Raw genomic sequence first — 21,642 nt, 5'->3', positions numbered from 1 at the left:
CGATTGTCCGGGAAACCCGCGTTATGCAAACCGCCTACACCGTCCTTATCCTGCTGATGCTGGTCAGCCTTTCGCGCCTGGTCGGGCGCATCATCCCAATGCCGTTGCCCCTGGTGCAGATCGCCGCCGGCGCCTTGCTGGCCTGGCCCACGTTGGGGCTGCATGTGGCGCTGGACCCGGAGCTGTTCCTGTTTCTGTTCCTGCCGCCACTGTTGTTTTCCGATGGTTGGCGCATGCCCAAGCGCGAGTTGTGGCGCCTGCGTGGTCCGATCCTGACGTTGGCGGTGGGGCTGGTGCTGTTCACCGTGGTGGGCGCTGGTTACTTTATTCATTGGTTGCTGCCCTCGATCCCCTTGCCGGTGGCCTTTGCCCTGGCAGCGGTTTTATCCCCGACGGACGCCGTGGCGGTATCGGCCATTTCCCAGAACCGTTTGCCCAAGCCGCTGATGCACATGCTCCAGGGCGAGGCCTTGATGAATGACGCGTCGGGCCTGGTGACTTTCAAGTTCGCCCTGGCCGCGGCGTTGACCGGGGTCTTTTCCCTGGCGGATGCCAGCCTGACGTTTGTACTGGTGGCAGTGGGTGGGTTGGCGATCGGCGTGGCGCTGAGCTGGCTGGTCGGCCGCCTGCGCGCCTGGATGATCGCGCGCGGTTGGGATGACCCGGCGACCCATGTGGTGTTCATGTTGCTGCTGCCCTTTGCTGCGTACGTACTGGCTGAACGCCTGGGCGCGTCCGGCATTCTCTCGGCGGTGGCGGCGGGCATGATGCAAAGCTGGCTCGACCTGCTGCCGCGCCAGACCAGCACGCGTTTGCTCAACCGCAGCGTCTGGTCGCTGCTGGAGTTTGCCTTCAATGGCCTGATTTTCCTGCTGCTCGGCCTGCAATTGCCGGACATCATCAAGGCTGTGGTCAGTCATGAAACCACGCTGTGGCCCACCTTGATGTATCGCTGCCTGGATGTGGTGGCGATCTTCCTGGTGCTGGTGGTATTGCGCTTTATCTGGGTGCAGAGCATCTGGCGGCTGTCGGGGTTGCTGCGCAGGCTGCGTGGCAAAAGCGCGCTGACCCTGGTGCCGACGGCCCGCTCCTGCTGGTTACTGACCGTCGGCGGTGTTCGCGGAGCGGTGACCCTGGCGGGCGTCATGTCGGTGCCCTTGTTGCTGGCGCCGGGCCAGGATTTCCCTGAGCGTGACCTGCTGATCTTTATCGCTGCCGGGGTGATCCTGCTGTCGCTGGTCGCTGCCTGCATCGCGCTGCCGTTACTGCTGCGTGGTGTCGAAAAAGGCCCGGATGAGAAGCGCCACAACGAAGTGCGCGAAGCCTGGAAGAAGACCGCCGTGGCGGCGATCCATGCGCTGGAGGCCCAGGAACCCGCCGAAGCCGAAACCCCGGATGCCGCTCAAGCTGCGCTGGCCACCGAGCTCAAGGCGCGGCTGATGGCGGAGTATCGTCATCAGTTGGATGTGTTTAATGATTCGGCTGAAGCCCAGGCGCTGGCGCTGCAGATGGACCAATTGGAGCGCAAGCTGCGGCTCAAGGCCCTACGCGCGCAACGGTTGGAGTTGTACAGCTTGAGCCGTCATCACCAGATTGGTGATGACGTGTTGAGGGAGGTGTTGGCGGAGTTGGATATGAGCGAGGCGAATTTGGGTCACATGAAGTGACCGGTAGGCCCTTAACGGCGACGCTGGATAAAGTCGCGAATCCGCTCAGCCGCTTCCACGCATTCGGCTAACGGCGCAACCAATGCCAGGCGCACACGCCCCGCGCCAGGGTTAAAGCCGTCCACTTCGCGCGACAGGTAAGAGCCCGGCACCACCGTCACATGTTCTTCCACGAACAAATCGCGGCAGAAAGTGGCGTCGTCACCCTCTACATTCGGCCACAGGTAAAAGCCGCCGTCCGGGCTTTGCACGTCCAGCACCGGCTTGAGGATCGCCAGCACCGCGTCGAACTTCTCGCGGTACAGGTCACGGTTGGCCAGTACGTGGGCTTCGTCCTGCCAGGCCGCAATGCTTGCAAGCTGGGTTTGCACGGGCATCGCGCAGCCGTGGTAGGTGCGGTACAGCAAAAAGGCTTTGAGGATCTCGGCGTCGCCGGCCACGAAGCCTGAGCGCAGGCCTGGCAGGTTGGAGCGCTTGGACAGGCTGTGGAACACCACGCAACGCTTGAAGTCCTGGCGCCCCAGCTCGACGCAGGCGCTGAGCAGGCCCGGCGGTGGGGTTTGCTCGTTAAAGTACAACTCGCTGTAGCACTCGTCGGCGGCGATGACGAAGTCATATTCGTCGGCCAGGGCGATGAGTTTTTTCAGGGTGTCGACCGGGATCAGCGCGCCGGTCGGGTTGCCTGGGGAGCACAGGAACAGGATCTGGCAACGTTTCCAGATGTCGGGGGAGACGGCGTCGAAGTCCGGGTTGAAGCCATTGCTGTCCAGGCACGGCAGGTAATGCGGCTTGGCCCCGGCCAGGAACGCGGCGCCTTCGTAGATCTGGTAGAACGGGTTGGGGCTCACCACCAGCGCGTCGTCGCCACGGTTGACCACGGTCTGGGTGAAGGCAAACAGCGCCTCGCGCGTACCGTTGACCGGCAGGATGTTGCGTGCCGGGTCCAGCCAGCCCTTGGGCACGTTGAAGCGACGTTCGCACCAGGCGCCGATGGCTTCGCGCAGGGCCGGAATACCCAAGGTGGTGGGGTACACCGCCATTTGATCGAGGTTATTGCTCAAGGCCTCGGCAACGAAGGCCGGTGAGGTGTGCTTGGGCTCGCCGATGGATAGCGCAATCGGGCGCTTGTCCGGGTTCGGCGTCACGCTGCCGAGCAGAGCGCGCAGTTTCTCGAAGGGGTAGGGCTGCAACTGGTTAAGGGCGTTGTTCATATAAGCCTCTGTCACGGTGAGCGCGGATCCTGTGGGAGCTGGCTTGCCTGCGATGGCCTCACTGCGGTCGACCTGACGCACCGAGGTGTCTGCATCGCAGGCAAGCCAGCTCCCACATGACTCCTGTTCACAAAGTTAAAAATTCAAATGGTCAGGCGTGTCAGCTCGACGCCGGGTTCCTGGCTCACGCTCAATTGCTCCACGATCGCCGCTTGCAAACGCAGGCACAGCTGCGGGTCGGACAGCGGCTGGTTATCGGCATCGGTGATAAAGAACACGTCTTCCACACGCTCGCCCAGGGTCGCAATCTTGGCGTTCTGCAACGACAGGTCGAACTCCAGGAAAATCCCGCCGATGCGTGCCAGCAGGCCCGGGCGATCCGGTGCGCTGAGCTCCAGCACCGTCACCGGTCGCTGTGCGTCGTTGGAGATGGTCACCTGGGGCGCAAAGGCAAAGTGCTTGAGCTGGCGCGGCACCCGGCGCTGGATGATGGTGGGGTAGTCGTCGGGGTTGCGCAGGGCTTCGGTAAGACCTTCGCGGATCTTTTTCACCCGCGCCGGGTTATCGCCAATCGAGTCGCCGTCGGTGTCGAGCACGATGTAGGTGTCGAGGGTGAACTGGCTGCTGGAGGTGATGACCCGGGCGTCATGGATGTTCAGGTTGAGCTGGTCCATGGCCGCCACGGTCACGGCAAAGAAATCGTGCTGGTCGGGGGCGTAGATGAAGATCTGCGTGCCGCCTTCGAATTCGCGCTGGGTGGTTTCTTTGATCAAGACCAACGGGCCACCATCGGCGGGTTGCTGCAGGATCGCGTCGCTGTGCCAGGCCACGTCGCCGGCGGTGTGGCGCAGGAAGTAATCGTCACCCAGTTGCGACCAGAGTTGCTCGACGTCGTCCGGGTCGTTACCGCCGCGCACCAGGATATCCAGGGCTGCGCTTTGGGTGCGGCGGATCTGCTCTTCGCGGTCCACCGGGTTCTCCAGGCCACGGCGCAGGGCGCGCTTGGTCTCGGTGTATAGCTGGCGCAACAGGCTGGCGCGCCAGGAGTTCCACAGCGTCGGGTTGGTGGCGTTGATGTCGGAGACGGTCAGCACATACAGGTAATCCAGGCGGGTTTCATCGCCGACGATGCCGGCAAAGTCGTGGATCACCTGCGGGTCGGACAAGTCCTTGCGCTGGGCCGTGGTCGACATCACCAGGTGGTTCTGCACCAGCCAGACAATCAGGCGGCTGTCCCACACCGGCAACTGGTGGCGCTGGCAGAAGGCTTCGGCATCGACCGCGCCGATCTCCGAGTGGTCGCCATGCCTGCCCTTGCCGATGTCGTGGTACAAGCCGGCCAGGTAAATCAACTCGGGCTTGGGCAGCTTGGCCATCAGCTTACTGGCCAGCGGGAATTTCTCTGACACCTGGGTGTACTGCAACTTACGCAGATGCTTGATCAGGTTCAGGGTGTGGGCATCGACGGTATAGATATGGAACAGGTCGTGTTGCATCTGCCCGACGATAAAGCCGAACTCCGGCAGGTAGCGCCCGAGAATGCCGTAGCGGTTCATGCGCCGCAGGTTGCGATGGATGCCGATGCGGCACTTGAACAGCTCGATAAACAGGCTGGTGTTGCGGATATCGTTGCGAAAGTCGTCGTCGATCAGGTGACGGTTTTCCCGCAGCAAGCGGATGGTGTCAGCGCGCACGCCTTTGATCTCCGGCTGCTGGGCCATCAACACAAAGATTTCCAGCATGGCGAACGGTGTGCGGCGGAACACGTTGTCGTTACGCGCTTCGATATAGCCGTCATGCAGTTGGAAACGCGCGTTGATCGGCTGCGGCGGCGCTTCATCTTCGGGAGCCAGGATCACTTCTTCGAAGTGCTGGATAATCAAGTCGCTGAGCTGAGCAATGCTCATGACCACCCGGTAGTACTGCTGCATGAAGCTTTCAATGCTGGTCTTCGCATCTTCGCCTTCAAAGCCCAGAAGGGTAGCGATAGAGCGCTGGTGGTCGAAGAGCAGGCGGTCTTCGGAACGACCAGCCAGCATGTGCAGGGCGTAGCGCACCTTCCACAGGAATTCCTGGGACGAGGCCAGCAGAGTGTTTTCGCTCTCCACCAGAAAGCCTTCGCCAGCCAGGGCGCGCAGGTTCAGCGTGCCGTATTGGCGGCGCGCTACCCACAAAATCGTCTGGATATCCCGCAGCCCGCCCGGTGAGCCTTTGACGTTGGGTTCCAGGTTGTATTCGGTGTCGTTGTACTTGTGGTGCCGGGCTTTTTGTTCGGCGCGCTTGGCCAGGAAAAAGTCTTTGCTTGGCCACATGTGCGCGGTGCTGGTGACTTCGAGCATGCGCTGGCGCAGGCGCTCGGGGCCACAGATGGTGCGGCTTTCCATCAGGTTGGTGACCACCGTCAGGTCCGCACGGGCCTCTTCCGCGCATTCGTCCACCGAGCGTACGCTCTGGCCGACTTCCAGGCCGATGTCCCACAGCAACGTCAGAAAGCGCTCGATGGAATCGCGAAAGGTCTCGTGATCGGCTTTGTCCAGCAGGATCAGCAGGTCAATGTCGGAGTAGGGGTGCAGTTCGCCGCGACCGTAGCCGCCGACCGCCACCAGGGCGATATCGGCGTCGAAACTCCAATTGAACTGCTCCCAGGCCTTTTGCAGGATGTTATCGACGAACCAGGCGCGGTCTTCGATCAGGCGGCGAATATCCCGGCCACTGCGAAAGCGCGCATCGAGCACCTCGCGGGCTTGGCGGATGGCCTTCTTGAAGGCGGCGATGGGGCTTGCCTTCAATGCCAGCTCGGCCTGGAACTGGCCACGGTCGAAGAGTTCGGGATCCACCTGGGGCATCGATCGGCTTTCCTTTCTATCTATCAGTCAGTCACAACACGCTGTGGGAAAACCTGGGCAGCCTTCAGGCCGAAACGCGTGGGATGGTGTCGTCGGCGCGCAGGGTGAAGATCTCATAACCGGTGTCGGTGACCAGCAGGGTGTGTTCCCACTGGGCCGAGAGCTTGCGGTCCTTGGTGATGGCGGTCCAACCGTCGCCCAACACCTTGGTGTCGGCCTTGCCCTGGTTGATCATCGGTTCGATGGTGAAGGTCATGCCGGCCTTGAGTTCCATGCCGGTGCCCGCACGGCCGTAGTGCAGAATCTGCGGCTCTTCGTGGAACACTTTGCCGATACCATGGCCGCAGAATTCGCGCACCACCGAGAAGCCGTTCTTTTCCGCGTGCTTCTGGATCACTTCGCCAATGTCACCCAAGCGGCAGCCGGGTTTGACGATCTCGATGGCCTTGTACATGCATTCCTGGGTGACCTGGGACAGGCGCTCGGCCCACACCGGCACGTTACCGACGTGGAACATGCGGCTGGTATCGCCGTGGTAACCATCCTTGATCACCGTGACGTCGATGTTCAGGGTGTCGCCGTCTTTCAGTGGTTTGTCGCCCGGAATGCCGTGGCAGACCACGTGGTTGATCGAGGTGCAGATCGACTTGGGGAAACCTTTGTAATTCAGCGGGGCAGGGATGGCTTTTTGCACGTCGACTATATAGTCGTGGCAGATACGGTCCAGCGCTTCGGTGGTGACGCCGGGCTTGACGTGTTCGGCGATCATTTCCAGCACGTCGGCAGCCAGTTTGCCGGCAACGCGCATGCCTGCGATGTCTTCGGCGGTTTTCAAGGTAACGGTCATACAGGCTCTCTCTAGCGCGACGCGCTGAAATCAATACGGTTCACGGGGGCGCGACAAAGGGTTACAACATTCGCGCAAGTCCCAAAAAACGCGATTCTAACAGACGATGCTGGCAAATCATGCGCGTCTGGTGATCGCTTCTCTCTATGAGGTAGAGGCATGTTGGCTGTATTCAAGGGCTTACGCAAAGGCGGCGACCGGCAAATGTGATTGCGGGTTTCGTTTTTGCCGATGCTGTGGTATAAAATGCGCCGCTTTCCGGGGATACCCCGCAAAGCTTAAATCCACACACGTGTCGACACGATGACCTGGGTGCCGGAGGCCTTGATGCCGCTGGTTGGTCATTGGGATACGTGGAGGCCAAACCCGACTTATTAAGGAACTATCATGTCCCAAGTCAACATGCGCGATATGCTGAAGGCCGGTGTGCACTTCGGTCACCAGACCCGTTACTGGAACCCGAAAATGGGTAAGTACATTTTCGGCGCGCGTAACAAGATTCACATTATCAACCTTGAAAAAACCCTGCCAATGTTCAACGAAGCGCTGACTTTCGTAGAGCGTCTGGCGCAGGGCAAAAACAAGATCCTGTTCGTCGGCACCAAGCGTTCCGCTGGCAAGATCGTTGCTGAAGAAGCAGCACGTTGCGGTTCGCCGTACGTCGATCACCGCTGGTTGGGCGGCATGCTGACCAACTTCAAAACCATCCGTGCTTCCATCAAGCGTCTGCGTGACCTTGAAGTACAAGCCGAAGACGGTACTTTCGCCAAGCTGACCAAGAAAGAAGCGCTGATGCGCTCCCGTGATCTGGAAAAGCTCGATCGTTCCCTGGGTGGTATCAAGGACATGGGCGGTCTGCCTGACGCACTGTTCGTGATCGACGTTGATCACGAGCGCATCGCGATCACCGAAGCCAACAAGCTGGGCATCCCGGTTATCGGCGTAGTCGATACCAACAGCAGCCCGGAAGGCGTTGACTACATCATCCCAGGCAACGATGACGCAATCCGCGCTATCCAGCTGTACATGGGTTCGATGGCTGACGCTGTAATCCGTGGCCGCAACCACGTTGCTGGCGGTACCGAGCAGTTCGTTGAAGAAGCTCCGGTAGCTGCCGCTGAGTAACTGACGCCCTGGCGTTGACTCAGTAAGCAAAAAGGGGGCTTGGCCCCCTTTTTGCCACCTCGAAAACCATTTGTCGGCAGCGCAGCTACATTGTTTGTAACGTGCAGCGGCCTACAACGGAGATTCGGGAAGAATTGATCGCCCGTTTGATCGGGTGGAATGGTTGAAAACCTATCCAAGAGGATTTTGAAATGGCAGAGATTACTGCGGCGTTGGTTAAAGAACTGCGTGAGCGTACCGGCGAAGGCATGATGGATTGCAAAAAGGCCTTGACCAAGGCCGGCGGCGACATCGAAAAAGCCATTGATGACATGCGTGCTTCCGGCGCCATCAAGGCTGCCAAGAAAGCAGGCAACGTGGCTGCTGAAGGCGCTATCGCTCTGAAAGAAGACGGCAAATCCGCCGTTCTGCTGGAAGTGAACTCCCAGACCGACTTCCTGGCTCTGCAGGATGACTTCAAGGCATTCGTTGCTGCCAGCGTTGAAAAAGCGTTCGCCGAGAAAATGACTGACGCCGCTCCACTGATCGAAGCTCAAGAAGCTGATCGCCTGGTACTGGTCGGCAAGGTTGGCGAAAACGTCAACATCCGTCGCCTGGTTCGCGTTGAAGGTGATGTTGTTGGTGGTTACCTGCACGGCAACAAGATCGGTGTTGCAGTTGTTCTGAAAGGCGGCGACGTTGAGCTGGCTAAAGACATCGCAATGCACGTTGCTGCAAGCAACCCTGAGTTCCTGCTGCCTTCGGAAGTGTCTGCCGACGCAATCGAACGTGAAAAAGCAGTGTTCCTGAGCCTTAACGCCGACAAGATCGCCGGCAAGCCAGAGAACATCGTTGAAAACATGATTAAAGGCCGCATCAGCAAGTTCCTGGCTGAAGCAAGCCTGGTTGAGCAGGCGTTCGTCAAGAACCCTGAAATCAAGGTTGGCGAACTGGCCAAGAAAGCCGGTGCTGAAATCGTTTCCTTCACTTACTTCAAAGTAGGCGAAGGCATCGAGAAGCCGGTCGACAACTTCGCTGAAGAAGTTGCTGCCCAGCTGGCTGCCGCCAAGCAATAAGACAGTTCCAAACTGTCGCCGAAAGAGGCTGCCCGCTCACGCGCGCAGCCTCTTTTCAAATGGGAAGGCCAATTTTATTTGGTTTCCTCTCGGAACTGGCTTACAAAGCCGTGTTCCGATGGCGCTGTGACAGCGTCCAGCTAGAGTGAACGCAAGCCGTAAAACGGCTCGCCAAGAATTTTTAAAAAATACGCCGCAGGAGAGATTCGCAATGGCTCAGCAGGGCAGTGGTTATCAGGCTCGCTATAAACGCATTCTACTCAAGCTCAGCGGCGAGGCCCTGATGGGCTCGGAAGAGTTCGGGATCGACCCCAAGGTGCTTGACCGCATGGCGCTGGAAGTCGGCCAATTGGTCGGTATCGGTGTGCAGGTCGGCCTGGTGATTGGTGGTGGCAACCTGTTCCGCGGTGCGGCACTCAGTGCTGCCGGTATGGACCGGGTTACCGGCGACCACATGGGCATGCTGGCCACTGTGATGAACGCCCTGGCCATGCGCGACGCCTTGGAGCGCGCCAATATCTCGGCCATTGTGATGTCGGCTATTTCCATGGTTGGCGTGACCGATCATTATGATCGCCGCAAAGCCATGCGCCACCTGAACTCCAAGGAAGTGGTGATCTTTGCCGCTGGCACAGGTAACCCGTTCTTCACCACCGACTCGGCCGCATGCCTGCGTGCTATCGAAATCGATGCCGACGTGGTGTTGAAAGCGACCAAGGTGGATGGCGTTTACACTGCAGACCCATTCAAAGACCCGCATGCCGAGAAGTTCGATCATCTGACCTACGATGAAGTACTGGATCGCAAGCTGGGTGTCATGGACCTGACCGCTATCTGCCTGTGCCGCGACCACAAGATGCCGCTGCGCGTATTTAACATGAACAAGCCCGGCGCCCTGCTGAATATCGTACACGGCGGCGCAGAAGGGACTCTGATCGAGGAAGGCCAACAATGATCAACGAAATCAAGAAAGACGCCCAGGCGCGTATGCAGAAATCCCTGGAATCCTTGAGCCACGCCTTTGGCCAGATCCGTACTGGCAAGGCGCACCCAAGCATCCTGGGCAGCGTGATGGTGCCTTACTACGGTTCCGACACCCCGCTGAGCGGTGTAGCCAACGTGACCGTGAAGGATTCGCGCACCCTGCAAGTTGTGGCCTTCGAGCGCAACATGCTCGCGGCTGTCGACAAGGCTATCCAGAGTGCCGGCCTGAACCTCAACCCGACCAACCTGGGCGAGTTGCTGCTGATCTCCATGCCAGCCCTGACCGAAGAAACCCGAAAGGGCTTCACCAAGCAGGCGCGCAGTGCTGCTGAAGATGCGCGCGTTGCCGTGCGTAACATCCGCCGCGATGCGCTGGGCGACCTGAAGAAACTGGTCAAGGATAAGGAAATCAGCGAAGACGAAGAGCGCCGTGCCGTCGCTGATATCGACAAGCTGACCAAGGACGCCGAAGCCCAGATTACCAAGGCGACCGAAGAAAAAGAAAAGGACCTGATGGCCGTATAAGGGGTCAGGACGCCTTCATGGAAAAGACCAAGCAGACTGTGCCCTCCGTGGTGCCGCGCCATGTCGCGATCATCATGGATGGGAATAATCGCTGGGCGAAAAAACGCTTTATGCCGGGTGTTGCCGGGCATAAAGCGGGTGTTGACGCGGTAAGGGCGGTGATTGAAGTGTGCGCCGAGGCCAAGGTCGAAGTGCTGACCTTGTTCGCGTTCTCCAGTGAGAACTGGCAGCGGCCCGCCGATGAGGTCAGCGCCTTGATGGACCTGTTCTTCAAGGCCTTGCGTCGTGAGGCCAAGCGCCTCAATGACAACAACATCAGTCTGCGCATCATTGGTGATCGTTCGCGGTTCCATCCGGAGCTGCAAACGGCCATGCGCGAAGCCGAGGCCATCACTGCCGGCAGTAACCGTTTTGTACTGCAGATCGCAGCCAACTACGGTGGCCAGTGGGATATCGCCCAGGCTGCACAGCGGCTGGCCCGCGAAGTGCAGGCCGGCCATCTGCGCCCGGACGACATCACGCCCGAACTGTTGCAAACCTGCCTGGTGACCGGCGACCTACCGTTGCCGGACTTGTGCATTCGTACCGGTGGCGAGCATCGCATCAGCAATTTCCTGCTGTGGCAGCTAGCCTACACCGAGCTGTACTTCTCCGACCTGTTCTGGCCGGACTTCAAACACGATGCCATGCGTAATGCACTGGCCGATTTCGCTTCCCGTCAGCGTCGTTTCGGTAAAACGAGCGAGCAGATCGAAGCTGGAGCCCGGGTTTAAATGCTTAAACAACGAATCATCACGGCGCTGATCCTGCTGCCGATTGCCTTGTGCGGTTTTTTCCTGCTCGACGGTTCCGGCTTTGCGCTGTTCATCGGCTTGGTCGTGACCCTTGGGGCGTGGGAATGGGCGCGCCTGGCAGGTTTCGTCAACCAGTTGCCGCGTGTGGCCTACGCCGCCGTGGTCGCGCTGTTGTTGTTCTTCATGTACATCCTGCCGGACATCGCGCCCTGGGTGCTGGGAGCAGCAGTGTTGTGGTGGGCGTTGGCGACGTTCCTGGTACTCACCTATCCACGCACCAGTGGCCAATGGTCCAGCGTGGCCTGCAAGCTGGTGATCGGCCTGGCGATCCTGTTGCCGGCCTGGCAAGGGCTGGTGGAAATCAAGCGTTACCCGCTGGGCAACGAATTGATCCTGGCTGTAATGGTGTTGGTATGGGGTGCTGACATTGGTGCCTACTTCTCGGGTAGAGCCTTTGGCAAACGCAAGCTGGCCCCGGCCGTAAGCCCCGGCAAGAGCTGGGAAGGCGTATACGGCGGCCTGGCCTTGACGCTGCTGATCACCTTGGTGGTCGGTGTGGTGCGTGACTGGTCGGTAAAGGAAGTGCTTCTGGCCTTGCTGGGGACGGCTATTGTCGTCTTCATCTCGGTGGTGGGCGACCTTACCGAGAGCATGTTCAAACGCCAGGCGGGCATCAAGGACAGCAGTAACCTGCTGCCAGGCCATGGCGGTGTGCTTGACCGTATCGACAGTCTCACCGCTGCGCTGCCTATTTTTGCCGTGCTGTTGTGGATGATCGCTTCGTGAGCCGCCTGCAGCAGGTTACGGTGCTGGGCGCGACCGGCTCGGTCGGGCTCAGTACCCTTGATGTCATAGCGCGTCACCCCGATCGCTATCAAGTTTTCGCCCTGACCGGCTTCACGCGTTTGCGCGAGTTGCTGGCCTTGTGCGTGCGTCACTCGCCGCGCTTTGCCGTGGTGCCTGAGGCGGCTGCGGCTCGTAATCTGCAAGAGGATCTGCGGGCTGCCGGGCTGGCTACTCAGGTATTGGTCGGCGAGGCAGGGTTGTGCCAGGTCTCGGCCGATGCGGACGTGGATACCGTCGTGGCGGCGATTGTCGGTGCAGCCGGTTTGCGCCCGACCTTGGCGGCAGTCGATGCTGGCAAGAAAATCCTGCTGGCCAACAAAGAAGCCTTGGTCATGTCCGGCGCACTCTTTATGCAAGCGGTGCGTAAGAGCGGCGCGGTGCTGCTGCCTCTGGACAGCGAGCACAACGCCATCTTCCAGTGCATGCCCGGTGATTTTGCCCGCGGCTTGAGCCAGGTCGGCGTGCGCCGGATTTTGCTGACGGCATCGGGTGGCCCATTCCGCCAGACTCCGTCGGCCGAGCTGGACCATGTGTCTCCCGATCAGGCATGCGCTCACCCGAACTGGTCCATGGGGCGCAAAATCTCCGTGGATTCGGCGAGCATGATGAACAAGGGCCTGGAGTTGATCGAGGCATGCTGGCTGTTCGATGCGCGGCCTGACCAGGTTGAGGTGGTCATTCATCCACAAAGTGTGATCCATTCCCTGGTCGATTACGTGGATGGCTCGGTGTTGGCGCAGTTGGGTAACCCGGACATGCGCACACCGATCGCCAACGCCTTGGCGTGGCCTGAGCGGATTGATTCCGGCGTAGCACCGTTGGACCTGTTTGCAATTGCGCGCCTGGACTTCGAAGCTCCAGACGAGCAGCGTTTCCCTTGTTTGCGCCTGGCGCGGCAAGCGGCCGAGGCGGGTAACAGTGCCCCGGCGATGCTTAACGCGGCCAACGAAGTGGCCGTGGCGGCGTTTCTTGAACGGCGCATCCGCTTTCCGCAGATCGCGAGTATCATCGAGGACGTCCTGGCGCGTGAGCCGGTAGTGGCAGTGAATGACCTGGAGGCGGTGTTCGAGGCTGACACCAAGGCCCGAGCCCTGGCTGGGCAATGGTTGGATCGCAATGCGGGTTAGGCCGTGGGCAGGTTTGAGTCTTCAGGCATTGGATTGAGATGCGGAGAAATTAGATGAGTGCGCTCTACATGATTGTCGGCACCCTGGTTGCTCTGGGTGTGTTGGTGACCTTCCACGAATTCGGCCACTTCTGGGTCGCGCGTCGTTGCGGCGTCAAGGTATTGCGCTTTTCCGTCGGTTTCGGCATGCCGTTGTTGCGCTGGCATGACCGCCGCGGCACTGAGTTTGTCATTGCTGCTATCCCGTTGGGCGGCTACGTCAAGATGCTCGATGAGCGCGAAGGCGAAGTGCCTGCAGACCAGTTGGACCAATCCTTCAATCGCAAGACCGTTCGTCAGCGTATCGCGATTGTCGCGGCGGGGCCGATTGCCAACTTCCTGTTGGCGATGGTGTTCTTCTGGGTTTTGGCCATGCTGGGCAGCCAGCAGGTGCGCCCGGTCATTGGCGCGGTCGAAGCCGACAGCATCGCGGCCAAGGCGGGCCTGACGGCAGGGCAGGAAATTGTATCGATTGATGGCGAACCCACCACAGGGTGGGGCGCGGTCAATTTGCAGTTGGTGCGTCGCCTGGGTGAAAGCGGCACCGTCAATGTGGTGGTGCGTGATCAGGACTCCAGCGCCGAAACCCCGCGGGCATTGGCGCTGGACCATTGGCTCAAGGGCGCCGATGAGCCCGATCCGATCAAATCCCTGGGGATCCGCCCTTGGCGTCCGGCCTTGCCGCCGGTGCTGGCCGAACTCGATCCAAAGGGGCCGGCCCAGGCTGCTGGCCTGAAAACCGGTGATCGCCTGTTGGCCCTTGATGGCCAGGCGCTGGGTGACTGGCAGCAGGTGGTCGACCTTGTGCGTGTGCGTCCTGATACCAAAATTGTGCTGAAAGTTGAGCGCGAGGGTGCTCAAATCGACGTCCCCGTGACCTTGTCGGTGCGAGGGGAAGCCAAGGCGGCCGGGGGATACCTGGGTGCCGGGGTCAAAGGTGTCGAATGGCCGCCATCGATGGTGCGAGAGGTCAGTTTCGGGCCTTTGGCCGCGATTGGCGAGGGTGCGAAACGCACCTGGACCATGAGCGTGCTGACCCTCGAATCCCTCAAGAAAATGTTGTTCGGTGAGCTCTCGGTAAAAAACTTGAGTGGACCGATAACCATTGCTAAAGTGGCGGGCGCTTCTGCCCAGTCGGGTGTCGCGGATTTCCTGAATTTCCTGGCTTATCTGAGTATTAGCCTTGGGGTTCTGAATTTGCTGCCCATTCCAGTATTGGATGGGGGGCATCTGCTGTTTTATCTGGTCGAGTGGGTGCGTGGTCGCCCCTTGTCGGATCGGGTGCAGGGTTGGGGGATACAGATTGGTATCAGTTTGGTGGTCGGGGTGATGTTGTTAGCCCTGGTCAACGATCTGGGACGTCTGTAACGCTTCGCTGAATTGCGAATCTGCCGCATTTTGCGGCAGTTTGTTTATTGCCAGTTGGAATAAGAAAGGACTTCATGAAACGTCTGCTGCTAACTGCGGTTCTCACCGTATTGATGATCGCCGAAGTTCACGCCGAGTCCTTCACCATCTCCGATATTCGCGTCAACGGCCTCCAGCGGGTTTCCGCGGGTAGCGTCTTTGGTGCCTTGCCGTTGAACGTCGGGGAACAGGCGGATGATCGTCGCCTGGTGGAATCCACTCGTGCGCTGTTCAAAACCGGGTTCTTTCAAGATATCCAACTGGGTCGCGAAGGTAACGTCCTGGTCATCACGGTCGTCGAGCGACCTTCCGTCGCGAGTATCGCGATCGAAGGTAACAAGGCCATCTCCACTGAAGACCTGATGAAGGGCCTGAAGCAATCGGGCCTGGCCGAGGGCGAGATCTTCCAGCGCGCAACCCTTGAGGGTGTGCGTAACGAGTTGCAACGCCAGTACGTCGCCCAGGGCCGCTACTCCGCGACCGTGGAAACCGAAGTGATCCCCCAGCCTCGTAACCGTGTGGGCCTGAAGGTCAACATCAACGAAGGCACCGTGGCCGCCATCCAGCACATCAACGTCGTGGGCAACACCAAGTTCCCTGATGAAGACCTGGTCGACCTGTTCGAACTCAAGACCACCAACTGGTTGTCGTTCTTCAAGAACGATGACAAGTACGCCCGTGAAAAACTCTCCGGTGACCTGGAACGCCTGCGCTCCTACTACCTGGACCGTGGCTACATCAACATGGACATCGCTTCGACCCAGGTGTCCATCACCCCGGACAAGAAGCACGTCTACATTACCGTCAACGTCAACGAAGGTGAGAAGTACAAGGTTCGTGACGTCAAGCTCAGCGGTGACCTGAAAGTGCCTGAAGACCAGGTCAAGTCCCTGTTGCTGGTGCAGAAGGACCAGGTGTTCTCGCGCAAGCTGATGACCACTACCTCTGAGCTGATCACCCGCCGCCTGGGTAACGAAGGCTATACCTTCGCCAACGTCAACGGCGTGCCGACCCCGAATGATGAAGACCACACCGTGGACATCACCTTCGTCGTCGATCCGGGCAAGCGTGCCTACGTCAACCGCATCAACTTCCGAGGCAACACCAAGTCTGCGGACGAAGTGCTGCGTCGTGAAATGCGTCAGATGGAAGGTGGCTGGGCTTCGACCTACCTGATCGACCAATCCAAGACCCGTCTTGAGCGCCTGGGCTTCTTCAAGGAAGTCAACGTCGAAACCCCGGCCGTACCGGGTGTGGATGACCAGGTTGACGTGAACTACGCCGTTGAAGAACAAGCCTCGGGTTCGATCACTGCCAGTGTCGGTTTCGCCCAGAGCGCCGGTTTGATCCTGGGTGGTTCCATCACGCAGAACAACTTCCTGGGTACCGGTAACCGTGTGTCCATCGGCCTGACCCGCAGCGAATACCAGAGCCGATACAACTTCGGCTACACCGACCCCTACTGGACTGCAGACGGTGTGAGCCTGGGCTACAACGCCTTCTACCGCACCACCGACTACAAAGACCTCGATGTTGACGTTGCAAGCTATGCGATCGACAGCCTGGGTGCTGGTGTCAACGTGGGTTACCCGATCAGCGAAACCTCGCGCCTGACCTTTGGCCTTACCGCCCAGCAGGATGAGATCAAGACCGGTGTGTACACCGTGGACGAAATCTTCGACTTCACCCGTCGTGAAGGCGACAAGTTCCTGAACTTCAAGGCGTCTGCCGGTTGGTCCGAGTCGACCCTGAACAAAGGCGTACTGGCAACCCGCGGCCACTCCCAGAGCCTGACTGCGGAAGTCACCACGCCGGGCAGCGACCTGTCGTTCTTCAAGCTCGACTACCGCGGCCAGTTGTTCCAGCCGTTGAGCGATAACTACACCATGCGCCTGCACACAGAGCTGGGCTATGGCGACGGTTATGGTTCGACCGATGGCTTGCCGTTCTATGAAAACTACTATGCAGGTGGTTTCAATTCGGTACGTGGTTTCAAGGACAGCACCTTGGGTCCGCGTGGTACGCCAAGCCGCGGTGTTGACCGGACTGGTAACCAGGGCACTGTCGCTGACTCGGACAACGACCCGCTGCCATTCGGTGGTAACGTGTTGATCCAGGGTGGTGCGGAGATTCTGTTCCCGCTGCCGTTCGTCAAGGACCAGCGTTCCCTGCGTACTTCGGTCTTCTGGGACGTGGGTAACGTGTTCGACTCCAAGTGCGAACAGATCAAGAACCCAAGTGGCTTGAAGTCCAACACTCAGTGCAACGACGTAAGCCTCAGCAACCTGGCGAGCTCCGTGGGCGTGGGTGTGACCTGGGTGACTGCGCTGGGCCCGTTGAGCTTTGCTCTGGCCATGCCGATCAAGAAACCGGATAACGCTGAAACCCAGATTTTCCAATTCTCCCTCGGCCAGACGTTCTAAGCGTCTGACCTAAGATAACGACAACGGATTCTGTAGGAGTACATCGTGCGTAAGTTGACTCAATTGGTCTTGCTGGCCACTGTGCTGGTCACCACCCCGGCCTTCGCCGAAATGAAAATCGCGGTCCTGAACTATCAGATGGCCCTGCTGGAGTCCGATGCGGCCAAGCGATACGCCGTGGATGCCGAGAAGAAATTCGGTCCGCAACTGACCAAGCTCAAGACGCTGGAAAGCAGCGCCAAGGGTATCCAGGACCGCCTGGTAGCCGGTGGCGACAAGATGCAGCAAGGTGAGCGCGAGCGTCTGGAGCTTGAATTCAAGCAAAAGGCCCGTGACTACCAGTTCCAATCCAAGGAGCTGAACGAAGCCAAGGCTGTGGCCGACCGCGAAATGCTCAAGCAGCTCAAGCCTAAATTGGACAGCGCTGTGGAAGAAGTCATCAAGAAGGGTGCCTTTGACCTGGTGTTCGAGCGTGGCGCCGTGATCGACGTCAAGCCTCAATACGACATCACCCGCCAGGTGATCGAGCGCATGAACCAGCTGAAGTAAACCATGACAGCGACTATCAAGCTCGGCGAGTTGGCCGAGTTCCTGGGGGCCACCTTACGTGGCTCCAAGGAGAAAGAAATCACTGGGCTAGCCACCTTGCAGGAGGCTGGCCCAGCTCAGTTGAGCTTCCTCGCAAATCCTCAATACCGTAAATACCTGGTCGACTGCCAGGCCGCAGCCGTGTTGCTGAAGGCCGCTGACGCCGAAGGGTTTACCGGGGATGCGCTGGTGGTGGCCGACCCGTACCTGTCGTACGCCAAGGCGTCGCACCTGTTCGATCCCAAGCCGAAGGCGGCTGGCGGTATTCACCCGTCTGCCGTGATCGCCGAGGATGCCCAGGTTGACCCTGCCGCCAGCATCGGTGCGTTTGCCGTGATCGAGAGCGGGGTGCGTATTGGTGCTGGTGTCACCGTGGGTGCCCACTGCTTTATCGGTGCACGCTGTGAAATTGGTGCCGATGGTTGGCTAGCCCCCCGCGTGACTCTCTACCACGATGTGCGTATTGGTCAACGTGTGGTCATACAGTCCGGTGCTGTTATCGGCGGCGAAGGCTTTGGCTTTGCCAACTCCAAAGGTGTCTGGCACAAGATTGCCCAGGTCGGTGGCGTACTGATCGGCGACGATGTGGAGATCGGTGTGAACACTGCTGTGGATCGCGGAGCCTTGGCCGATACCGTGATCGGTAACGGTGTGAAGCTCGATAACCAGATCCAGATCGCTCACAACGTACAGATTGGCGATCACACCGCCATGGCCGCCTGCGTGGGTATTTCCGGCAGCACCAAGATCGGCAAGCATTGCATGCTCGCCGGTGGCGTGGGGCTGGTGGGGCATATCGACATTTGCGACAACGTCTTCATCACCGGCATGACCATGGTGACCCACTCGATCACAGAGCCAGGGGCCTATTCATCCGGTACCGCGATGCAACCTGCGGCCGAATGGCGCAAGAGTGCCGCGCGTTTGAGGAAGATCGACGACATGGCACGACGTATCAAACAGCTTGAAAAGCGTGTCGGGGACGTGACCCCTGGCGGTAATGCTTCATCAGAAGGCTGATACCATTTCCATATCAAGTGTGCGCGGCCGCTAGACGGCCTCCTTGATTTGCTAGCGGGGCGTGCGCCTGGTGCGCCCGCCCCCAATCTTTATTACAGGCTTCCCCCCGAAATGATGGACATCAACGAGATTCGCGAATACCTGCCTCACCGTTACCCGTTCCTGCTGGTGGACCGCGTAGTGGACCTCAACGTCGAGGAAAAGCGCATTCGTGCCTACAAGAATGTCAGCATCAACGAACCATTCTTCAATGGTCACTTTCCTGCGCATCCAATCATGCCAGGTGTGTTGATCATCGAAGCCATGGCCCAGGCTGCCGGTATCCTTGGTTTCAAAATGCTCGACCTCAAGCCTGCCGACGGCACGCTTTACTATTTCGTGGGTTCGGACAAGCTGCGTTTTCGCAACCCGGTCACCCCGGGTGACCAGTTGATCCTGGAAGCCAAGTTCATCAGTTGCAAACGCCAGATCTGGAAGTTTGAATGCCAGGCCTCGGTAGATGGCAAGCCGGTGTGCTCTGCCGAGATCATCTGTGCGGAACGCAAACTATGAGTTTGATTGACCCTCGCGCAATCATCGATCCGTCGGCCGTACTGGCCGCCGACGTTGAGGTCGGCCCTTGGTCGATCGTCGGCGCAGGTGTGGAAATCGGCGAGGGGACTGTCATCGGGCCGCACGTGATCCTCAAGGGTCCCACCCGAATTGGCAAACACAATCGTATCTACCAGTTTTCCTCGGTAGGCGAAGACACCCCGGACATGAAGTACAAGGGTGAAGAAACACGCCTGGTCATCGGTGACCACAACATCATTCGTGAAGGCGTCACCATTCACCGCGGCACCGTGCAGGATCGCGCCGAAACCACCTTGGGTGATCACAATCTGGTCATGGCCTATGCGCACATCGGCCATGACAGCGTGATCGGCAACCATTGTATTCTGGTCAACAACACTGCGTTGGCAGGCCATGTGCACGTTGATGACTGGGCGATCCTCTCCGGTTTTACCCTGGTGCATCAGTATTGCCATATCGGCGCCCACAGCTTTTCCGGCATGGGCACCGCCATCGGCAAGGATGTCCCGGCGTTCGTGACGGTATTCGGCAACCCTGCCGAAGCCCGTAGCATGAATTTTGAAGGCATGCGTCGTCGCGGTTTCAGTGAAGAGGCCATCCACGCCTTGCGCCGTGCCTACAAGACGGTTTACCGCCAAGGGTTGACCGTGGAACAGGCCTTGGCCGAGTTGGCCGAGCCTGCCACGCAGTTCTCGGAAGTCGCGGTGTTCCGTGACTCCATCCAGACCTCGACTCGCGGCATCACTCGCTGATCATGGCCACTCTGCGTATTGCGCTCGTGGCCGGTGAAGCTTCCGGCGATATCCTGGGTGCCGGCTTGATGCGGGCGCTCAAGGCCCAGCATCCGGCGGTGGAATTTATCGGGGTCGGTGGCCCGTTGATGCAGGCCGAAGGCCTGACCTCCTACTTCCCCATGGAGCGCCTGTCGGTCATGGGGCTGGTGGAAGTCTTGGGGCGCCTGCGTGAGCTGCTGGCTCGCCGCAAGCTGTTGATCAAGACACTGATCGAAGAACAGCCTGACGTCTTTATCGGCATCGATGCGCCGGATTTCACGCTCAATATCGAACTCAAGTTGCGCCAGGCCGGGATCAAGACCGTGCACTACGTCAGCCCATCCGTGTGGGCGTGGCGCCAGAAGCGTGTGTTGAAAATCCGCGAAGGCTGCGACCTGATGCTGACCTTGCTGCCATTCGAAGCCCGGTTCTACGAAGAGAAGGGCGTGCCGGTGCGGTTTGTCGGCCACACCCTGGCTGACGCCATTCCCTTGCAAGCTGATCGTGCGGCTGCGCGTGCCGAGCTGGGCTTGCCCGATGGCCCCTTGGTTGCGTTGATGCCAGGGAGCCGTGGCGGCGAGGTAGGACGTTTGGGAGCGCTGTTTTTTGATGCCGCCGAACGTCTCCAGGCGCAAAAGCCGGGGATCCGCTTTGTACTGCCCTGTGCCAGCCCACAACGCCGTGCCCAGATCGAAACCCTGCTGGAAGGTCGCAGCCTGCCGTTGACGCTGCTCGATGGCCAGTCCCACCTGGCCCTGGCAGCCTGCGATGCGGTGTTGATCGCCTCGGGCACCGCCACGCTTGAGGCCTTGCTGTACAAGCGGCCGATGGTCGTGGCCTATCGCCTGGCGCCACTGACCTTCTGGATTCTCAAGCGCATGGTCAAGAGCCCTTACATTTCCTTGCCCAACCTGTTGGCCCAGCGCCTGCTGGTGCCGGAGTTGTTGCAGGACGATGCAACGCCCGACGCGCTTGCGCAAACCCTACTACCCTTGATCGACGGCGGCGAAGAGCAGACCCGTGGTTTCGACGATATTCACCGCACGTTACGCCGTGATGCCTCGAACCAGGCGGCCGACGCCGTGTTGACCTTGATCGGCCATAAACAGGAAGCCTTATGACCATGCAAATGGGCCTGGATTTCAGCCTCGTTGCCCAGGCCCACGAACTGGTGGCGGGTGTTGACGAAGTCGGGCGCGGTCCGCTCTGTGGCGCAGTGGTTACGGCGGCGGTGATCCTTGATCCGAACCGCCCGATCCTGGGGCTCAACGATTCGAAGAAGCTCACCGAAGCCCGTCGCGAAAAACTCTATGACGAAATCTGTGAAAAAGCCCTGAGCTGGCATATCGCCCGGGCTGAAGTCGAAGAAATCGACGAGCTGAATATCCTGCACGCCACCATGCTGGCGATGCAGCGTGCTGTGGAAGGGCTGCACATCACCCCGAAAATGGCGATGATCGACGGTAACCGCTGCCCTAAACTGACAATGCCGTCCGAAGCGGTGGTCAAGGGCGATAGCAAGGTTCCGGCCATTGCGGCTGCCTCGATCCTGGCCAAGGTCAGCCGCGACCGTGAAATGGCCGCGTTCGAATTGATCTATCCCGGCTACGGCATTGGTGGCCATAAAGGCTACCCGACCCCCGTTCATCTGGAAGCTCTGGCTCGGCTCGGCCCCACCCCGATCCATCGCCGCTCGTTTGCCCCGGTGCGCCAGGCTTATGAGGCCCGTGAAAGCCTGATCGAGGTTTAGCAGCAAGGCTGATGTTTTTACCCAGGCCCGGTACAATCCGGGC

The 21,642-nt window shown here is 59.5% G+C and carries 19 protein-coding genes; 16 read left to right on the top strand and 3 right to left on the bottom strand.

Going from position 1 to position 21,642, the window contains the following annotated elements:
* The first annotated feature begins 23 nt into the window (after window positions 1-23).
* Window positions 24-1,667: a Na+/H+ antiporter gene (locus BMH52_RS23975; RefSeq protein WP_073845271.1), complete on the top strand. Its 1,644-nt coding sequence runs from the start codon at window positions 24-26 to the stop codon at window positions 1,665-1,667.
* Window positions 1,668-1,678: 11 nt separating this feature from the next.
* Here the strand turns inward: BMH52_RS23975 and dapC are convergent, their stop codons facing one another.
* The 3 genes from dapC to map all read right to left on the bottom strand — a co-directional run bounded on the left by dapC (window position 1,679) and on the right by map (window position 6,571).
* Complete coding sequence (gene dapC, locus BMH52_RS23970) at window positions 1,679-2,878, bottom strand: succinyldiaminopimelate transaminase (RefSeq protein WP_060767066.1); 1,200 nt, start codon at window positions 2,876-2,878, stop codon at window positions 1,679-1,681.
* A gap of 143 nt (window positions 2,879-3,021) precedes the next feature.
* Window positions 3,022-5,724 carry a [protein-PII] uridylyltransferase gene (locus tag BMH52_RS23965; protein WP_014717230.1) on the bottom strand — a complete coding sequence of 901 codons (2,703 nt, stop codon included), beginning with the start codon at window positions 5,722-5,724 and terminating at the stop codon, window positions 3,022-3,024.
* A gap of 64 nt (window positions 5,725-5,788) precedes the next feature.
* A complete protein-coding gene (map, locus tag BMH52_RS23960; RefSeq protein WP_003189156.1) occupies window positions 5,789-6,571 on the bottom strand; it encodes a type I methionyl aminopeptidase in 783 nt (260 codons plus the stop codon).
* 387 nt (window positions 6,572-6,958) lie between these two features.
* On the opposite strand from map, the gene rpsB reads away from it, so the two are divergent.
* The 15 genes from rpsB to rnhB all read left to right on the top strand — a co-directional run bounded on the left by rpsB (window position 6,959) and on the right by rnhB (window position 21,599).
* Window positions 6,959-7,696, top strand: a complete 738-nt coding sequence (rpsB, locus tag BMH52_RS23955; RefSeq protein ID WP_003189158.1) for a 30S ribosomal protein S2 — start codon at window positions 6,959-6,961, stop codon at window positions 7,694-7,696.
* A gap of 191 nt (window positions 7,697-7,887) precedes the next feature.
* Entirely contained in the window at window positions 7,888-8,751 is an 864-nt protein-coding gene (tsf, locus tag BMH52_RS23950) for a translation elongation factor Ts (RefSeq protein WP_003189160.1), read from the top strand.
* 211 nt (window positions 8,752-8,962) lie between these two features.
* On the top strand, window positions 8,963-9,706 hold the full coding sequence (pyrH, locus tag BMH52_RS23945; RefSeq protein WP_003189161.1) for a UMP kinase: 744 nt from the start codon (window positions 8,963-8,965) through the stop codon (window positions 9,704-9,706).
* Entirely contained in the window at window positions 9,703-10,260 is a 558-nt protein-coding gene (gene frr, locus BMH52_RS23940; RefSeq protein ID WP_003189163.1) for a ribosome recycling factor, read from the top strand. The genes pyrH and frr overlap by 4 nt, the downstream gene beginning before the upstream one ends.
* Window positions 10,261-10,277: 17 nt before the next feature.
* The gene (uppS, locus tag BMH52_RS23935; protein WP_003189167.1) at window positions 10,278-11,033 is read left to right on the top strand and encodes a polyprenyl diphosphate synthase; all 756 of its coding nucleotides are present in this window, start codon (window positions 10,278-10,280) and stop codon (window positions 11,031-11,033) included.
* Complete coding sequence (locus BMH52_RS23930; protein WP_032903249.1) at window positions 11,034-11,840, top strand: phosphatidate cytidylyltransferase; 807 nt, start codon at window positions 11,034-11,036, stop codon at window positions 11,838-11,840.
* Window positions 11,837-13,027 (top strand): 1-deoxy-D-xylulose-5-phosphate reductoisomerase, encoded by a 1,191-nt coding sequence (gene ispC / locus BMH52_RS23925; protein ID WP_019817859.1) that lies wholly within the window; start codon window positions 11,837-11,839, stop codon window positions 13,025-13,027. The genes BMH52_RS23930 and ispC overlap by 4 nt, the downstream gene beginning before the upstream one ends.
* Before the next feature lie 53 nt (window positions 13,028-13,080).
* A complete protein-coding gene (gene rseP / locus BMH52_RS23920; RefSeq protein WP_014717233.1) occupies window positions 13,081-14,433 on the top strand; it encodes a sigma E protease regulator RseP in 1,353 nt (450 codons plus the stop codon).
* A gap of 74 nt (window positions 14,434-14,507) precedes the next feature.
* On the top strand, window positions 14,508-16,895 hold the full coding sequence (bamA, locus tag BMH52_RS23915) for an outer membrane protein assembly factor BamA (protein ID WP_014717234.1): 2,388 nt from the start codon (window positions 14,508-14,510) through the stop codon (window positions 16,893-16,895).
* A gap of 45 nt (window positions 16,896-16,940) precedes the next feature.
* A complete protein-coding gene (locus BMH52_RS23910; RefSeq protein WP_003189173.1) occupies window positions 16,941-17,444 on the top strand; it encodes an OmpH family outer membrane protein in 504 nt (167 codons plus the stop codon).
* A gap of 3 nt (window positions 17,445-17,447) precedes the next feature.
* Window positions 17,448-18,503, top strand: a complete 1,056-nt coding sequence (lpxD, locus tag BMH52_RS23905) for a UDP-3-O-(3-hydroxymyristoyl)glucosamine N-acyltransferase (RefSeq protein ID WP_020300967.1) — start codon at window positions 17,448-17,450, stop codon at window positions 18,501-18,503.
* Window positions 18,504-18,614: 111 nt separating this feature from the next.
* A complete protein-coding gene (gene fabZ, locus BMH52_RS23900; protein WP_003172281.1) occupies window positions 18,615-19,055 on the top strand; it encodes a 3-hydroxyacyl-ACP dehydratase FabZ in 441 nt (146 codons plus the stop codon).
* Window positions 19,052-19,828, top strand: a complete 777-nt coding sequence (gene lpxA, locus BMH52_RS23895) for an acyl-ACP--UDP-N-acetylglucosamine O-acyltransferase (RefSeq protein ID WP_073845269.1) — start codon at window positions 19,052-19,054, stop codon at window positions 19,826-19,828. The genes fabZ and lpxA overlap by 4 nt, the downstream gene beginning before the upstream one ends.
* 2 nt (window positions 19,829-19,830) lie before the next feature.
* Window positions 19,831-20,970 (top strand): lipid-A-disaccharide synthase, encoded by a 1,140-nt coding sequence (lpxB, locus tag BMH52_RS23890; protein WP_073845267.1) that lies wholly within the window; start codon window positions 19,831-19,833, stop codon window positions 20,968-20,970.
* A 2-nt stretch (window positions 20,971-20,972) separates the two neighbouring features.
* Window positions 20,973-21,599 carry a ribonuclease HII gene (gene rnhB / locus BMH52_RS23885; protein WP_161793220.1) on the top strand — a complete coding sequence of 209 codons (627 nt, stop codon included), beginning with the start codon at window positions 20,973-20,975 and terminating at the stop codon, window positions 21,597-21,599.
* Window positions 21,600-21,642 lie beyond the last annotated feature (43 nt).

It is taken from the genome of Pseudomonas sp. BTN1 (assembly GCF_001907715.1).
GTDB lineage: Bacteria > Pseudomonadota > Gammaproteobacteria > Pseudomonadales > Pseudomonadaceae > Aquipseudomonas > Aquipseudomonas paracarnis.
Note: the sequence above shows the minus strand (reverse complement) of the source record. Positions and strands in the feature narration are given on the sequence as shown.

Coding starts and splice junctions, on each gene's coding strand:
- BMH52_RS23975 (WP_073845271.1), top strand. CDS start 24: ATGCAAACCGCCTACACCGTCCTTATCCTGCTGATGCTGGTCAGCCTT.
- dapC (WP_060767066.1), bottom strand. CDS start 2,878: ATGAACAACGCCCTTAACCAGTTGCAGCCCTACCCCTTCGAGAAACTG.
- BMH52_RS23965 (WP_014717230.1), bottom strand. CDS start 5,724: ATGCCCCAGGTGGATCCCGAACTCTTCGACCGTGGCCAGTTCCAGGCC.
- map (WP_003189156.1), bottom strand. CDS start 6,571: ATGACCGTTACCTTGAAAACCGCCGAAGACATCGCAGGCATGCGCGTT.
- rpsB (WP_003189158.1), top strand. CDS start 6,959: ATGTCCCAAGTCAACATGCGCGATATGCTGAAGGCCGGTGTGCACTTC.
- tsf (WP_003189160.1), top strand. CDS start 7,888: ATGGCAGAGATTACTGCGGCGTTGGTTAAAGAACTGCGTGAGCGTACC.
- pyrH (WP_003189161.1), top strand. CDS start 8,963: ATGGCTCAGCAGGGCAGTGGTTATCAGGCTCGCTATAAACGCATTCTA.
- frr (WP_003189163.1), top strand. CDS start 9,703: ATGATCAACGAAATCAAGAAAGACGCCCAGGCGCGTATGCAGAAATCC.
- uppS (WP_003189167.1), top strand. CDS start 10,278: ATGGAAAAGACCAAGCAGACTGTGCCCTCCGTGGTGCCGCGCCATGTC.
- BMH52_RS23930 (WP_032903249.1), top strand. CDS start 11,034: ATGCTTAAACAACGAATCATCACGGCGCTGATCCTGCTGCCGATTGCC.
- rseP (WP_014717233.1), top strand. CDS start 13,081: ATGAGTGCGCTCTACATGATTGTCGGCACCCTGGTTGCTCTGGGTGTG.
- bamA (WP_014717234.1), top strand. CDS start 14,508: ATGAAACGTCTGCTGCTAACTGCGGTTCTCACCGTATTGATGATCGCC.
- lpxD (WP_020300967.1), top strand. CDS start 17,448: ATGACAGCGACTATCAAGCTCGGCGAGTTGGCCGAGTTCCTGGGGGCC.
- fabZ (WP_003172281.1), top strand. CDS start 18,615: ATGATGGACATCAACGAGATTCGCGAATACCTGCCTCACCGTTACCCG.
- lpxA (WP_073845269.1), top strand. CDS start 19,052: ATGAGTTTGATTGACCCTCGCGCAATCATCGATCCGTCGGCCGTACTG.
- lpxB (WP_073845267.1), top strand. CDS start 19,831: ATGGCCACTCTGCGTATTGCGCTCGTGGCCGGTGAAGCTTCCGGCGAT.
- rnhB (WP_161793220.1), top strand. CDS start 20,973: ATGCAAATGGGCCTGGATTTCAGCCTCGTTGCCCAGGCCCACGAACTG.